Below are 13,879 nucleotides of genomic sequence, written 5' to 3' on the forward strand. Positions count from 1 at the left end.
AAACTCACGACGTCAAGAGATTTTTTGAAATTGCCCCAGAATTTTTCCCAGCCTACTGACACAAGCGAGGAAATGGCAGACAATGGAGAAAGGCTCCCACAATAACTGCTCAATGACGCGCCAAACGCACAACGCTGTGCACCCGGTGCGGAAAGGTAGACCATGAACGATTCGCGTATCGCAGACCTTCTCAACCGAATTCCCACGGGAATTTTTATCAACGGTGAATTCACCGATTCAGCATCCGGCGAGCGTTTCAATGTGCTCAACCCGGCCACCGGCGAGGTCCTCGTCAGCGTCGCCGACGCCACCCCGGAGGACGCCGCCCGCGCCATGGACCTCGCGGTCGAGGCGCAACACGAATGGGCCGTCACTGCCCCGCGCGAGCGCGGAGAAATTCTCCGCCGCGCCTTCGACCTTGCCACCGGCAAATACAAGGACGACCTCGCCATGATCATGACCCTCGAAATGGGCAAGCCGCTCGACCAGGCCTACGGCGAGGTGGCCTACGGCGCCGAGTTCCTGCGCTGGTTCTCCGAGGAGGCCTCCCGGATCCGAGGCGACTACTTCCGTGTTCCCGAAGGCCACCTCCAAGCCATCGTCGTCCGCCGCCCGGTGGGCCCGTGCCTGTTCATCACCCCGTGGAACTTCCCGCTCGCGATGGCCACCCGCAAGGCCGGCCCGGCGTTCGCGGCGGGCAACGTGGCACTGCTTCGCCCCTCCAACGAGACCCCGCTAACCGCGCTCATGTTCGCCAAGATCATGAACGAGGCGGGCCTACCCAAGGGCGTGCTCGCGGTACTCCCCTCCTCGCGTTCCAGGCCGATCACCGGCCCGCTCATCCAGGATCCGCGCCTGCGCAAGCTCTCCTTCACCGGCTCGACCGCCGTGGGCAAGGCCCTGTTGAAGGAGGCCGCCGACAACGTGTTGCGCACCTCCATGGAACTGGGCGGCAATGCGCCGTTTATCGTCTTTGAGGACGCCGACATCGACCACGCCGTCGAATGCGCCCTCGCTACCAAGATGCGCAACATGGGCGAGGCCTGTAACGCCGCCGATCACTTCTTCGTTCACGACGCCGTCTACGACGAGTTCGTCGAGAAGTTCTCGGCCCGCATTTCCCAGCAGCGTGTGGGCAACGGCATGGAGGACGGCACCGACGTCGGCCCGCTCGTGTCCGAGAAACAACTCGAAGACGTTTCAGCCATGATCGAGCGCGCGGTCGCGGCCGGCGCCAAGATCGCCGCCGGTGGCGGCAAGCCGTTCAACACCGGCTTCTTTCTGGAACCGACTGTGCTCGTGGACGTAGACCCCAGCCTGGAGATCGTCACCGAAGAGATCTTCGGCCCCGTCGCCCCCGTGATTCGTTTTGACGACGAGCGCGAGCTCATCAAGACCATCAACTCGGACTCGGTTGGCCTCGGCGGCTACTTCCACACGAAGGACATGAACCGCGTCATGCGCCTGGCCGAGCGCCTCGAGATCGGCATGCTTGGGGTCAACTCGGCCACCATTTCCAATGCGGGCGCACCGTTCGGCGGCATAAAGCAGTCGGGCATGGGCCGCGAGGGCGGCAAGGAAGGCATCGAGGACTACCTAGAGACGGTTTACGTCGGAATCCCGGCGCCGGACTTCTTCTAGGCAGCTGCCGGGTGGCGGCCCACTGCCGGGTGGCGGCTCGGCCAGCTCCGCGGCCCCGCCGTCGCACTTCTCCGCTCATGACGCACCTTAAACCCCGGTTTTAGGTGCGCCGCGGACGGAGAGGTGCGTCGCCGATGGTGGAGTGCGCCATGGGCACAAGGAATCACGCGACAGCAAAGGGGTGGCCGAGATTATTGTCTCGGCCGCCCCTTTTTGTCTGGATTCTTAACTGATGCGTTTACGCCCACTTACGACGCAGAAGGAGTCCTCCGGCCAGAAGCGACACCGCTGCGAATGCGAGCGCTGCCGTGTCCGCTCCGGTGCGCGCAAGGCCAGGTTTCTCTGCTGGCTGAGGGGTCTCAGTCTGCGTCGGCGCGGGCTTCTCCGGCGTCTTGGTAGGCGTGGGAGTCGGCGTCGGAGTCGGAACCGGCTTGTCCGGCGTCTTGGTCGGAGTCGGCGTCGGCGCGGGCTTCTCCGGCGTCTTGGTCGGCGTCGGAGTCGGGACCGGCTTCTTGCCCCAGCTAATGACGGCCCGCGCGACAGCACGGTCGCTATCTTCGCGAACCACAATCAGAGTCTGACCGTGATCCGCGTGAAGAGAGGTGGGAGTCATGATGGCACCGAAGTGGGTTGCGACGGAGGCCGTACCGGTCAACGAAACAGAACCCTTATCCTCGGTGTTGCGCGCGTCGACGAAGAGATCTATGCCCGTCGGGACGGCGTTTTCGTCGATGGCCGTGCCGTTCTTGTCGACGAGCCCAAACCCGCCTTCAATCTTGATCGAGACCTTGTCCTCGGTTGAGGAGATGCGGATCGGGCCCACGAGCGTGCCGGCAACATGCTCACCGCCATCGGCCGTGATCTCGATAGCAGCGCGTAGCTGCTTCTCGCCAAGGCCGACGTTCTTCTCTCCGAGTAGGTAGGCGTAAAGCTTCTTCACGTTGCTCGCCGACGAACGCGACACAGCCGGACGACCGTAGCCGTAGGTCATCGCATCGAAGTGCGGCTTCACGTTATCAGTCAGCGTCCAAATCGCCGACTGCGTCGCGGTGATAGCCTCCGCACGAGTCAGCCGAGAGACGCCGGCCTTGGCGGCCAAGGCCGAGAGCGACGTCGTCGGGAAGGAATTTTGCACAATCCAAGCGACCTTGCGCTGAACCTTCGGGTCGGTAAATGCATTCGTGCCACGGTAGCCATCCCAGCCCGTCACAATCGGCCGGACGAACGCAGGGTTATAGAAAATCTCGAGGCAGTAGGCGCGATAAAAGTCGATCTGCTCGCTCTTCACCTCGAAGAGATTTGGTTGAGAAATGATCGATGTCCCACCATCGGAGGTGTAGAGCATGCGATAGCCAAGATCATCCCCGTTGGGGAACGCGATCTGGCCAATGTGCGGGGTGACGGCCTCGTCGGTCGTCGGCGCCGCTTGCGCCGGGGCTGCACCCAGCACCAGCATCGCCACGATCATCGCCAAAATTCGGCGTAAATTCTTTTTCACTTTCTCTCCATTTCTCACTGAAAGCTAGGCTCGAGTAGCTGGCCCTGTGCACGACGCCGAACCAGCACTCCTCGCGTCGCTAAAGAACAATCGCCACGACGCCGCCCCAGAAGTGCGAGCATCCGCATCCCCACATCGGGCGACCGACGAATCGGCTATGGATAAGGCGTCGCCTGGCCTCGTCGAGGTTGTCGCGAGCGACGGCGAGCGCACGGTGTGCCTGGCGGTATTCCTCGAGGATCGCGGCGTTCTGCTCGATGCGCTTCGCAGCGGCGTCGCGACGCTCCTGAATCTGCTGTGCGATCCCCTTGTAGTAATCGACTCGGGCCTGGGCCTGCGCGGCGGCGGCTTCGAGGCGTGCGATGTCCTGATCGATGTCCGCAACCTTGCGCTCCGCGCTGGCCAATTCGGCGCGAGCCTTGTCTTCGGCGTCGTGGAACTGCTTGAGAAGCTCTTCCTTCTCCGCGATGCGGCGGATCATCATCTGCTTGTAGGCGTCGGGAGCGTCGAATGAGCGCAGAACGATGTTCGCCGCATCGATGCGATCGAGGGCCTCCTGGGCCTTGACTTCGAGCTCGCTGAGCTCCTTGTCCGCGACCGGGATGTCAGCCTCGAGCTTGGCAATGTCCGCCTGAAGAGCCTCAATCTTCTGCTCCGGCGTCAGCGTCGGGGTGGCGTCCGGGGTGGCAGGAGCGCTCGGGAGCGGCGGCGGTGCCGGGATGCTCGGGTCGGGAGTCGTGGCGCCGGGGGTCGGCGTCGTCGGCTCGTCGGGCTGGGCGTTATCGCTCTCCCCGTTGCGCAGGCGCTCGAGCGCCTTGCGCGCCTCGTCCAGCTTCGACTTCAGGCCCGCAACCTCCTTCTTCTTGTTGCTCAGCTCCAGCTGAAGAACCACCGACTCGCGCGCGAGTTTGAGCGACTTCTTCGCGGCGGCCTCCTTGTTCGCCGGGTCAGCGACCTGTTCCTCAATCTGCGCCAGAATGTCGCGGTTGCCCTGTTGAATCTTCTCCGCCTCAACACGGTTATTCGTTGCCTCTTCGGCGCCCTTCTTCGCGGCCGCGAGAGCGTCTTGCGCGCCAGCCTTCTCCGCCTGGCGTGCCTCCAGTTGCTTGTGGCCATCCGCCAGCGCGGTTTCGGCGGAAGCCTGCAGCGGTTCGATGCGCGCCAAGAGGTTGTCGTAGCGATCTACCGCAACGTTCGAGATCGACACGCGCGACCAATAGAGCCTCGAAGCGGCCTCCGCATACGTCTGACGTGCGTCGTCGTAGGCACGAACCGCCCGCTCATATTCGACCTGAGCCGACGACGTCGGCGCCGGACGCCACGGCGAGCGCGTGGCCGCACTGGCCGATAACGGCGTGGAAACAAGAACTAACGCCAGTAGCGACGCAATGGAGGTCGCCCCCAGCCTTTTAACATGCGAATAAAGCACGGTCTCTCCCAGTTCTGGGCGGAGCTCAGGCAATTCCGGCACCTACCCATTGTCGATAATTATCACGAACACGATAAATAAAGTTGTCGTAACAAACCGGATACTAGTGCTTAGTACACCCTTTTTGGCCGCAAAAGATTCGCAATAAAACCGGCGTTACGGTGAGAAAATAGGGCGAATACCGCGCCGAGCGCGAACGTATACGATTTCCGCGCACAAAGCGTCCGAGCTTCCTGCGGTTACGTAAATTTCAATAGCTCGCATGTTAACAATGCTTCGCGCACTCAGCGCGGCGACCTACGGCAAGCCGCGACCATAATGTGACAGGCCTAACTTTCGAGTAAGGGTAAATGTCGGATATTTCTCTGGTGTCGCGAGGTTGGTGGCGAGTACGGGGAGGTTCCGCTCACCCGCGTCGCACGTCTCGCTTAACGTCGCACCTCTCCATCCACGGCGCACCTCAAACCCCGGTTTAAGGTGCGTCACGGGCGGCAAGGTGCGACGCCGGCGGAGAGGTGCGACGCCATCAGGGGCGGCCGGGGCCACCGTTCGCGATACCGACCGCCCGGGCCGCTGCCTGCACGATCTGCGCATCCGTGACCGAGCGCGTGCTCGCGCCCCCGCCCGGGCCGGTGGCGCCGGTGGGGATTTCGCGGCGCGCCGAGAGGTGGAACTCCTTGATACCCGCCTCTGCCAACTTCGGGATTGACTTCGGATTTACGCCGCCACCAGCAAGAATGGCGATTCCCGAGCCAAGCCTATCCAGCTCAGCCGCCAGGTCAGCCAGCACCTCGGCGCCATCGCCCGCACAATCGGCACCGCCGGACGTGAGCACTCGCGTCACCCCGCCGATGGCATCGAGCTGCCGGGCAACCTCCTCCACGGGCACCCCCGCACCAAGCAATACGTCCACGCAGCGGTGAACCACCACGTCCACCTCCGGGTTGCGTTCCCTGGCCACCTCGGCCCAGTGGCGCAACATCGGCACATCAAGCTCGAGATGGTCCGGCTCGCCAACGACGCCGCCCGAGCCAGTCGCTCGCAGTGCGCCAAGGACGACGGCCGCGGCGCCACGCCCGACGGCCCAGCGCACATCGTTGCTGACGATGGCCGCCTCGGCGTCGTCGTAAACGAAGTCGCCGGCGCGCGGGCGCACGAGCACGCAGACCGGGATCCCCTCAACCACGCACGCCTCGACCATCGCGATCGACGGGGTGAGCCCGCCAACCTCCAGCGCGCAACACAGTTCGACCCGATCCGCGCCGGCCGCGAGCGCCACTCGTGCGCCGGCCGCATCCTGAACCGCGATTTCTAGCATGTGATAACCTCCGGCTCCCAGGCGAAGTCCTCGTCGAAGGGGTACATGGGCCGTGTGATGGTTTGGTGGCCGAGCCGCACGAGGTCCTGATCCACGCCGCCGGGGGTGAGGGCCATCTTCCAGTCGGCGGCCATCTCGTACAGGTCGGGTTCGAGGTAGCCAATTTTCACGACGACGATATCGGCCGCCCGCGGATCGACCCCGGCGATGGTGAAGGCCTCTTCGGTGCCGTATTGCATCCGGTTCTGGGTCACAATGATCACCGCTCCGCTTGCTGTGTTGGCGCCCGCTTCCGCACTGGCGCCCGCTTCCGCACTGGCGCCACCTTCCACGACGCCGTCCGTGCCCGCCGTGCCCAGCGGCCGCAAGACGGCGAGTTGGCCGGCGCGTGGGTCCACGGCGAGGTTCTCGACTCGCACGCGCAGCGGGAGCGGCCCGGGCTCACGCGAGTCGATCTTACCGCCGAGCTCAATGTCGACCTCGCCCCCGACGCCTGCGGCGAGAGCACGGGCCACGGTGTCGGCGTCGTGAATCGAGGCGTAGATCGCGCTCATCTGCCCTCGTGCTACCGGCTCGAAGGCAAGGAGTCGGGCCAGGGCGTAGGTGACGTCGTCGGCGCCGCCGGCTCCGGGGTTGTCGCCCGTGTCGGAGATGAAGGTCGGGCGGGCGGCGTCGCGGACCCATTCGAGGCAACCTTCCATGGAATCGACGGGCGCGACGAATTCGAACTCCATGTGGCGGGCCCAGATCTCGCGGGCGTAGTCGGCGGCGACCTTGGTCACGAGCTCGGCGTCGTCGCCGGTTGCCACCACTGCCGCCTTGCATCGAGGCTGATCGGCCCAGGCGAAGCCGATCCAGAAGGCGACGTCGAGGATGCCGGGCTGTGCCTCGAGCCACGGCAGGCGCCCATAGAGGCTCTTCGCGGGCTCAAGGCGGGTCGAGGTGCGTTCGCCGGGGAGGAGAAAGGGCAAGTGAACGAGCGCCTTCGCGGGCTTACCTTGGCCGCTGAGCAGGCGCATGACCAGGTTCTTCATCGCCCGGCGGCGAGATTCGAGGGCGTCGGTGTGCGGGGCTTCGCGGTACGTCGTGAGCAGGTCACACCCGGCGAAGAGCTCCCGCGACATGTTGCCGTGCAGGTCCGTCGACAGCGACACGAGCACCTCCTCACCGATGACAGCGCGGATCGCGGTGATGAGGTCGCCTTCGGCGTCGTCGAGTCCGACAACACTCATGGCGCCGTGGACGTCGAAGAAAAAGCCGTCCAACGGCGACTCGTCAGTCAGCGCGGCAAGGCCGGCGAGGATTTCCGCCTTCCACTCCTCGTAGGTGTCCCGCTCGAGAACACCGCCGGGTAGGGCGCGGGCATGGAAGACGGGCAGCCACGTCACGGCCTGGCACCACGTCTCGTTGATCCACGAGTAACGCCCTAGAACCTCCTCAGCCCTCGTGACCACAAAATCTTCTGCCACGGCCAGCTGCGGCGAAAATGTCGATGATTCGATGTGGATTCCTGCAATCGCAATGCGTGGGCTCATGGTTTACCTTTCGACGATGAGGGCAAAGGGGAACGACGCCGTCGGCGCCGGTTGGTTGGCGGGGGTTCGGCTTCCGTCCGGGGCGAGCCACCAGGCGGTGTCGAGGTTGAGGTGGGTGTTGCCGGCGGTGCCGGTATCACCGACGAGGTCGGCGGGCGAAGGAGCCTGGCCCGGCTCCACGAAGTAGGCGGTGGCGTGCGGGGTGACCAGGGAGTATGGCCGCGGGCCCGACGTCGAACCGTAGATATACTGGCCGTAGACGGCCATCCACGTGCCAAGTTCACCCACGACCTGATCTTGGTAAGGGTCGAGTGTGCCGTCCGCGCGGGGGCCGACGTTGAGCAGGAGGTTGCCGCCGTGAGAGACGACGTCGACCAGCAGCCACGTCACTTCGGGCCCGCTCATGCGGTCGGAGGGATTGTCGTGACGGTTGTATCCGAAGGAGCGGTTCAGGCCGCGCGTGGACTCCCACTTTTCCGGCAGCGGCTCGTCCACCAGCGTGTATTCGCGGGTGAGGTAGCCGTGGAGGGGGATCCCCCACCGGTCGTTGATGGTGGCCTGGGGATGGGTCTCGAGGTAGCGGCCGAGGATGGCGGCGAGCCCCCACTCTTGGGGTCCCTTGCCTTCGTCTGGCCAGTCGATGTCGTTCCACAGCAGGTCCGGGTGGTAGCGGTCGATGAGCTCGTTGAGCTGGGCGGCGGCGTAGCGGGCGAAGGCTTCGTCGTTGCGGCGCAGGCCAAACAGGTCCTCGTCACTCCGGATGGGGCCAAAGTGGGACACGTGCCAATCGAGCGCGCCCGAAAAGTACAGGCCCAGGCGGGCGTCGGTGGCACGGACGGCGTCTGCGATGGTGGAGATGACGTCGCCGCCACCGCGGGCGGCAGCGGAGAACAGCGTCGTGTCCGTGTCCCACAGGCAGAAGCCGTCGTGATGCTTGGTGGTGGGGACGATGTAGCGCCCGCCGGCGCCCACCAGCTTGTTGACCAAGGCGCTTAGGGCTGCGGGCGAGGGCGAAAAGCGCGCGGCGAGGTCCTCGTAGGAGACGCCGACGCCGAAGGTCTGCTCGTGCCAGCGTGCACACGGCGAATCCGGGATGCGCACCGTGTTGGCATACCACTCGGCGTATTCGTGATAGTCGTAGGCCAGTTCGGGCGGGGTGGTTTGCCCGGGCTCGCGCCGATACGCCCATGCGGGGATCGAGTAGATGCCGAGGTGGATGAAGAAGCCGAGTTTGGCGTCGTCGAACCAGGCCGGCACCTCGTGTTCGGGGTAGACCGTGGTCGCGGCGAGGTGGGCGGGGCCGGTGCGGTTTTCGAAAATGTTGTCCATTTATTTCACCGGAGCATCCACGATGAGGCGGTGCGCCGCGCGGGCCACGCCTGTGAGCGCCGAGTTAGCGGCCAACCGGGCCGGTTCGATGCGTAGGCCCTCCGTGGCCATCGGCACGGCTGAGCCCAGTAGCGACACGCGTAAAGCGTTCATGAAGGCGCTCAGACCAGACATGGAACCGCCGACTATGACCTGCGTGGGGTTGACGAAGTTGATCAGCGGCCCGAGCGCCTTGCCCACGAGCATTCCCGAGTTGCGGATCAGCTGAGTGACCTGCGGGACCTGGTTGAGTCCGGCCTCGATCAGTTCGGCCATCGATTCGAGTTCGACGCCGAACGCCCGCGCGTCACGCCGGATAGCCGCCCCCGATGCAACTGTTTCCAAGCATCCTGACTGTCCACATCCGCACACGAACGGGGAATTCTCAACCACGCGCGCATGAGAGACATCGCCGGCGATGCCCCGCCCGCCCGTGTGCACCTCGCCGTTGATGACGAGGGCACCACCGATGCCCGAACCCGCCTTGATGTAGATCAGGGTGTGGTGGTCCCTCAGCTCGCTTGCCTCACCGAGGGCGGCTGCCCGCGCGTCGTTTTCCACGACGGCGTCCAGGCCCGTGAGCTCGCGGACGATGCTACGCAGGTCGGCGTCGTGCCAACCGGGCATGCGCGAGGGCATGACGATACGTTGCGTTCCGGCGTCGACAGGGCCGGGCACCGCGATGCCGATCGCCTTGATCTCGTGGTCGGGAAAGTCGCGGTCGCGTAGCTCGTTCCATAGCTCGAGGAGGCGCTCGATCGTGGGGCGCGGCCCGGGCGTGAGGTCGATCGGCACTTCTTCGGCGCTCTTGACAGGCCCGACCCTCTCCGAGAGGGCGTAACGTACGTGTCTCGTGCCGATCTCCGCGACGGCGACGAGCGCCGGCAGGGCAATACTGCGCAACTGGGTGGCGCGCCGACCACGCGAGGCGCTGCTCGCCTCCACCTCGCGCACGCGCTTTTGGCTGACGAGCGAGCGGGCGATGTTGGACGCCGTCGACGACGATACGCCCAGCAGCTCGCTCAGATCGGAGCGGTTTTCCGCGGCACCGGCTCGAATAAGCCGGTAGGCAGCCTCGAGCAGCTCGGGGCTCACGGTGGCAAAACCTTGTTCGCTAACCAACTGTCTCTCTTTTCGCCGGTGTGGGACTGTGTACTCTATGTCACCACTAAGATCCAATTCGCGCAATCAATTTCTTTAATTGGCACGAATTTTGCCAAAACCATCACACGCTGGCCGATGGCCTGATATTTTGTATTCACACACAGGTTCTGTGTGACAGGACACAGAACACACACATTTGGAGGTAAGCGAATGACCCGCGCATCTCGGCGAGGCGGCATCCTCGCCATTGTGGCAGGCGCCGCCCTGCTCTTGTCCGCCTGCGGCGGTGGAGGCTCATCCACGCCATCGGGCGCGGCCGATCCGTCCGGCTCCAGCGCAGCGAGCTCTAACGGCTCGACCGTCACGGTTGCCATGGACACTCCCACCTGGATCCTCCCCATCTCCGCACCGGGCAAGACCCAGGGCGAGAATGGCATCTTCATCGAGATGATGTTCCCCTCGATGTACTCCTTCACCCTCGAAGGTGACCACCCCTTCAACATCGACGAAAAGCGCTCGATCGCCGAGGTCCCCGAAATCAGCGACGACGGCCTGACCTACAAAATCAAGCTCAAGGACCGCACCTGGTCAGACGGCACGAAGATCACCACCAAGGACGTGGACTTCTGGTACCAGCTGATCAAGAACAACACCAGCGAATGGGCCTCCTACCGCAAGGGCGGCTTCCCGGACAACGTCACCGAGTTCAAGATCGAAGACGAGAAGACCTTCTCCATCACCACCACCGAAAAGTTCTCCGGTGGCTACTTCGTGGGCAACCAGCTCAACACCATCCGCCCCATGCCGGCACACGCCTGGGCCAAGACATCTGACGAGGGCGCGATCATCGAGGATTTCGCCACCGAACAGAACGCCAAGGACATCTACGCCTACCTGCGCGCGGCCGCCGAGGACCCCGCGAACTACGCCAAGAACCCGCTGTGGCAGACCGTCTCCGGCCCCTGGAAGCTGAAGTCGTACACGCCGTCGGGAGAGGTGGGCCTCGTGGCCAACAAGGACTACGATGGCGCTGACAAGGCCACCTTCAGCGAGGTGCTCTACAAGCCCTTCACCTCCGACGACGCCGAGTTCAACACCCTGCGTGCAGGCGGCATCGACTACGGCTACATCCCCGCGGGCAACATCGCCCAGAAGGATTACATCGAAAGCCAGGGCTACAAGGTATCCCCGTGGTACGGCTGGTCCATCACCTACATGCCCTTCAACTTCAACCACCCCGAGTCCGGCCCGATCTTCTCCCAGAAGTACGTGCGCCAGGCCATGCAGCAGCTGATCGACCAAGAGTCCATCTCCAAGGTCATCTGGAAGGGCATGGCAGCCCCCACCTGTGGCCCGGTTCCGCAGGAGCCCGGTGCCGCCGGCACCATGGACGGTTGCGCCTACAAGTTCGATCCCGACGCAGCCAAGAAGCTGCTCGAGGACCACGGCTGGAAGGTCACCCCTGACGGCGTGACCACCTGCGAGAGGCCCGGAAACGGCGCCGACCAGTGTGGCGAGGGCGTGAAGGCCGGCGCAGAAATGCGCTTCACCCTCATCTCCCAGTCCGGCTTCACCGCCACCCACGACATGATGGCAGAGCTTAAGTCCCAGTTCGGCAAGGTCGGCATCGTCCTCGAAATCCAAGAGGTCCCCGACTCGGTCGCCGTCTCCCAGGTCTGCAAGAAGGATGACCCGAACTGTGAGTGGGAGCTGTCCTTCTTCGGCTCCGAAGCCTCCTGGTACTACCCGCCCTACGCCTCTGGCCAGCGCCTGTTCGCCACCGACGCGCCGGTGAACCTCGGCGCCTACACCAACCCGGAAGCAGACAAGCTCATCGACGCAACCCTCGTCTCCTCGGACACGAAGGCCATGGATGAGTACAACGCCTTCCTCGCTGAGGACCTGCCGGTTCTGTGGATGCCAAATCCGGTCAACCGCGTCTCCGCTTACAGGTCCGAAATCACGGGCATCGATCCCCAGGATCCGATGCTCGGCATGTACCCCCAGGATTGGATGCGTAAGTAAAACGAGTGGGCCGGCTGGCCCCCTGCCAGCCGGCCCACGAGGGGCTTAAACTATGTGGCGATATATTCTTCAAAGGCTCGGCCAAGCGCTGGCGGTCATGCTCATCGTGACCTTCTTGACCTTCCTCATTCTTCACCTTCTCCCCGGCGGCGCTGCGCGCTCTGCCCTCGGACTAGATGCTACCCAGGCGCAGATTGACGCATATAACGCTCAGATGGGCTACGACAAGCCCTTCCTCACCCAGTTTGGCCTCTATATCCAACGCCTCCTCGGCGGGGACTTGGGTTACTCCTTCCGTCTCAATCAACCGGTAGCCGACATCATCTTCCAGCGCCTACCCAAGACGGTTGTCCTCAGCCTCCTGGCAACGACGCTCGCCGTCGTCGTCGCCGTCCCGCTCGGCGCCGTCCAGGCCGTGTACCGCAACACCAAGGTCGACTACGCGATCACCTCCATGGCCCTCCTGGCCTACGCCACCCCTCTCTTCTTCCTCGGCATCATCTTCATCGTCGTCTTCTCCCAGTGGTGGCCTATCCTCCCGCCGCAGGCGCCCCAGGGCTTCACGGTCGCCGAAATCCTGTCCAATTGGCGTGGCCTCGTACTGCCCGTCGTCACACTCGCAATCGTTGCCCTCGCTGCCTTCACGCGCTACGTGCGTTCGACGATGGTCGATAACCTCAACGAGAACTACATTCGCACCGCGAAAGCCAAGGGTCTGTCCCCCTCCCGCGTCACCATCCGCCACGCCCTGCGCAACTCGCTTTTCCCCGTCATCACCCTGCTGGGCATGTATATCCCGGCCCTCTTCTCCGGCGCACTCGTCGTCGAGCAGCTCTTCAACTACCCGGGCATGGGTCTGATGTTCTGGCAAGCAACCCAGACGCGCGACTACCCCGTGCTACTCGCCTCAACCCTCATCGTCTCTTTCGCCACCGTCATCGGCGCACTTATCGCCGACGTCCTCTACGCGGTGGCCGATCCCCGCGTCCGACTCTCCTCAGGAGGTGACAAGTGACCGATTCACCCAACAACGACGCCGTCGCCACGCCTCGCACGGAAACCGCCGTCAGCCCCATCGGCGGCGTCACCAATGCCCGGCCACGGCGTCGTACTGGAATTGGTAAACAGGGTGTGGCCGTGTTCTTCGAGAACAAGCTCGCCGTCATCGGCCTCGGCCTCGTGATTGCCCTCATCGTGTTTTCCTTCATCGGGCCGCTCATCTACCAGACCGACCAGGTCCACACCGACCTCTCCCACGCCTACATGGCGCCCGGCGAGAACGGCCACGTCCTGGGAACCGACTCGGTGGGCTACGATCAGCTCGGCCGCCTCATGTTGGGCGGGCAGACCTCGCTCATCGTGGGCCTGTGTGCCGGCCTCCTGGCCACCGCATTCGGCACGATTTGGGGCGCGGCCGCCGGATTCATGGGCGGCTGGGTTGACGCCGCGATGATGCGCATCGTCGACGCCCTCATGTCCATTCCCGCGCTCTTCCTCTTCATGCTGATCGCAACAATCATCACCCCCACGGTTCCGCTACTGGTCCTGGTGATCTCCGCATTCGCCTGGCTGAACCCCGCCCGTATGGTTCGCGGCGATTCCATCGCCCTGCGCTCGCGAGAGTTCATCTTGGCGATGAAGGGCATGGGCGGTACGTCGAGCAGGGCCGTGCGCACACACATCGTGCGCAATTCGATCGGTACCGTGATCGTCAACGCCACATTCCAGGTTGCCGACGCCGTCCTGTACGTCGCCTACCTATCCTTCCTCGGACTCGGCGTTCCGCCGCCCGCAGCCAACTGGGGCGGGATGCTTTCCTCCGGCCTGTCCGAGGTTTACTCGGGCAACTGGTGGCTTATCGCGCCCCCGGGCATCGCAATCATCATTCTCGTGCTCGCATTCAACTTCGTCGGCGACGGCCTGCGCGACGCCTTCGAAGTGCGCTTGAGGAAGAGGTAAAC

10 protein-coding genes are annotated in these 13,879 nt (G+C 64.1%); 4 read left to right on the forward strand and 6 right to left on the reverse strand.

Annotated elements, in window-relative coordinates; translation table 11 throughout:
* Window positions 1–162: 162 nt before the first annotated feature.
* Complete coding sequence (locus HLG82_RS09290) at window positions 163–1,641, forward strand: NAD-dependent succinate-semialdehyde dehydrogenase (RefSeq protein WP_193326553.1); 1,479 nt, start codon at window positions 163–165, stop codon at window positions 1,639–1,641.
* Window positions 1,642–1,879: 238 nt separating this feature from the next.
* Here the strand turns inward: HLG82_RS09290 and HLG82_RS09295 are convergent, their stop codons facing one another.
* The 6 genes from HLG82_RS09295 to HLG82_RS09320 all read right to left on the reverse strand — a co-directional run bounded on the left by HLG82_RS09295 (window position 1,880) and on the right by HLG82_RS09320 (window position 9,911).
* Window positions 1,880–3,139 carry a thioester domain-containing protein gene (locus HLG82_RS09295; protein WP_193326554.1) on the reverse strand — a complete coding sequence of 420 codons (1,260 nt, stop codon included), beginning with the start codon at window positions 3,137–3,139 and terminating at the stop codon, window positions 1,880–1,882.
* A 79-nt stretch (window positions 3,140–3,218) separates the two neighbouring features.
* Window positions 3,219–4,601 (reverse strand): coiled-coil domain-containing protein, encoded by a 1,383-nt coding sequence (locus HLG82_RS09300; RefSeq protein ID WP_193326555.1) that lies wholly within the window; start codon window positions 4,599–4,601, stop codon window positions 3,219–3,221.
* A 493-nt stretch (window positions 4,602–5,094) separates the two neighbouring features.
* Window positions 5,095–5,886: a copper homeostasis protein CutC gene (locus tag HLG82_RS09305; protein ID WP_193326556.1), complete on the reverse strand. Its 792-nt coding sequence runs from the start codon at window positions 5,884–5,886 to the stop codon at window positions 5,095–5,097.
* Window positions 5,880–7,421: a M81 family metallopeptidase gene (locus HLG82_RS09310; protein ID WP_193326557.1), complete on the reverse strand. Its 1,542-nt coding sequence runs from the start codon at window positions 7,419–7,421 to the stop codon at window positions 5,880–5,882. The genes HLG82_RS09305 and HLG82_RS09310 overlap by 7 nt, the downstream gene beginning before the upstream one ends.
* 3 nt (window positions 7,422–7,424) lie before the next feature.
* Window positions 7,425–8,750: an alpha-L-fucosidase gene (locus tag HLG82_RS09315; RefSeq protein WP_193326558.1), complete on the reverse strand. Its 1,326-nt coding sequence runs from the start codon at window positions 8,748–8,750 to the stop codon at window positions 7,425–7,427.
* On the reverse strand, window positions 8,751–9,911 hold the full coding sequence (locus HLG82_RS09320) for an ROK family protein (protein ID WP_193326559.1): 1,161 nt from the start codon (window positions 9,909–9,911) through the stop codon (window positions 8,751–8,753). It lies immediately after the preceding gene.
* 192 nt (window positions 9,912–10,103) lie between these two features.
* Here HLG82_RS09320 and HLG82_RS09325 point away from each other — a divergent pair, with 192 nt between their 5' ends.
* From HLG82_RS09325 to HLG82_RS09335, 3 genes are read left to right on the forward strand one after another with little or no spacing between them, the layout of a single operon-like run.
* A complete protein-coding gene (locus HLG82_RS09325; RefSeq protein WP_193326560.1) occupies window positions 10,104–11,918 on the forward strand; it encodes a peptide ABC transporter substrate-binding protein in 1,815 nt (604 codons plus the stop codon).
* Window positions 11,919–11,970: 52 nt separating this feature from the next.
* Window positions 11,971–12,933, forward strand: a complete 963-nt coding sequence (locus tag HLG82_RS09330; RefSeq protein WP_193326561.1) for an ABC transporter permease — start codon at window positions 11,971–11,973, stop codon at window positions 12,931–12,933.
* Window positions 12,934–12,992: 59 nt separating this feature from the next.
* Complete coding sequence (locus HLG82_RS09335) at window positions 12,993–13,877, forward strand: ABC transporter permease (protein ID WP_193327803.1); 885 nt, start codon at window positions 12,993–12,995, stop codon at window positions 13,875–13,877.
* Window positions 13,878–13,879: the final 2 nt, after the last annotated feature.

The organism is Trueperella pecoris, assembly GCF_014926385.1.
Classification (GTDB): Bacteria; Actinomycetota; Actinomycetes; order Actinomycetales; family Actinomycetaceae; genus Trueperella; species Trueperella pecoris.

Bases quoted from the DNA above. Each gene is read 5' to 3' on its own strand.
- HLG82_RS09290 (WP_193326553.1), top strand. From the start codon at position 163: ATGAACGATTCGCGTATCGCAGACCTTCTCAACCGAATTCCCACGGGA.
- HLG82_RS09305 (WP_193326556.1), bottom strand. From the start codon at position 5,886: ATGCTAGAAATCGCGGTTCAGGATGCGGCCGGCGCACGAGTGGCGCTC.
- HLG82_RS09310 (WP_193326557.1), bottom strand. From the start codon at position 7,421: ATGAGCCCACGCATTGCGATTGCAGGAATCCACATCGAATCATCGACA.
- HLG82_RS09315 (WP_193326558.1), bottom strand. From the start codon at position 8,750: ATGGACAACATTTTCGAAAACCGCACCGGCCCCGCCCACCTCGCCGCG.
- HLG82_RS09325 (WP_193326560.1), top strand. From the start codon at position 10,104: ATGACCCGCGCATCTCGGCGAGGCGGCATCCTCGCCATTGTGGCAGGC.
- HLG82_RS09330 (WP_193326561.1), top strand. From the start codon at position 11,971: ATGTGGCGATATATTCTTCAAAGGCTCGGCCAAGCGCTGGCGGTCATG.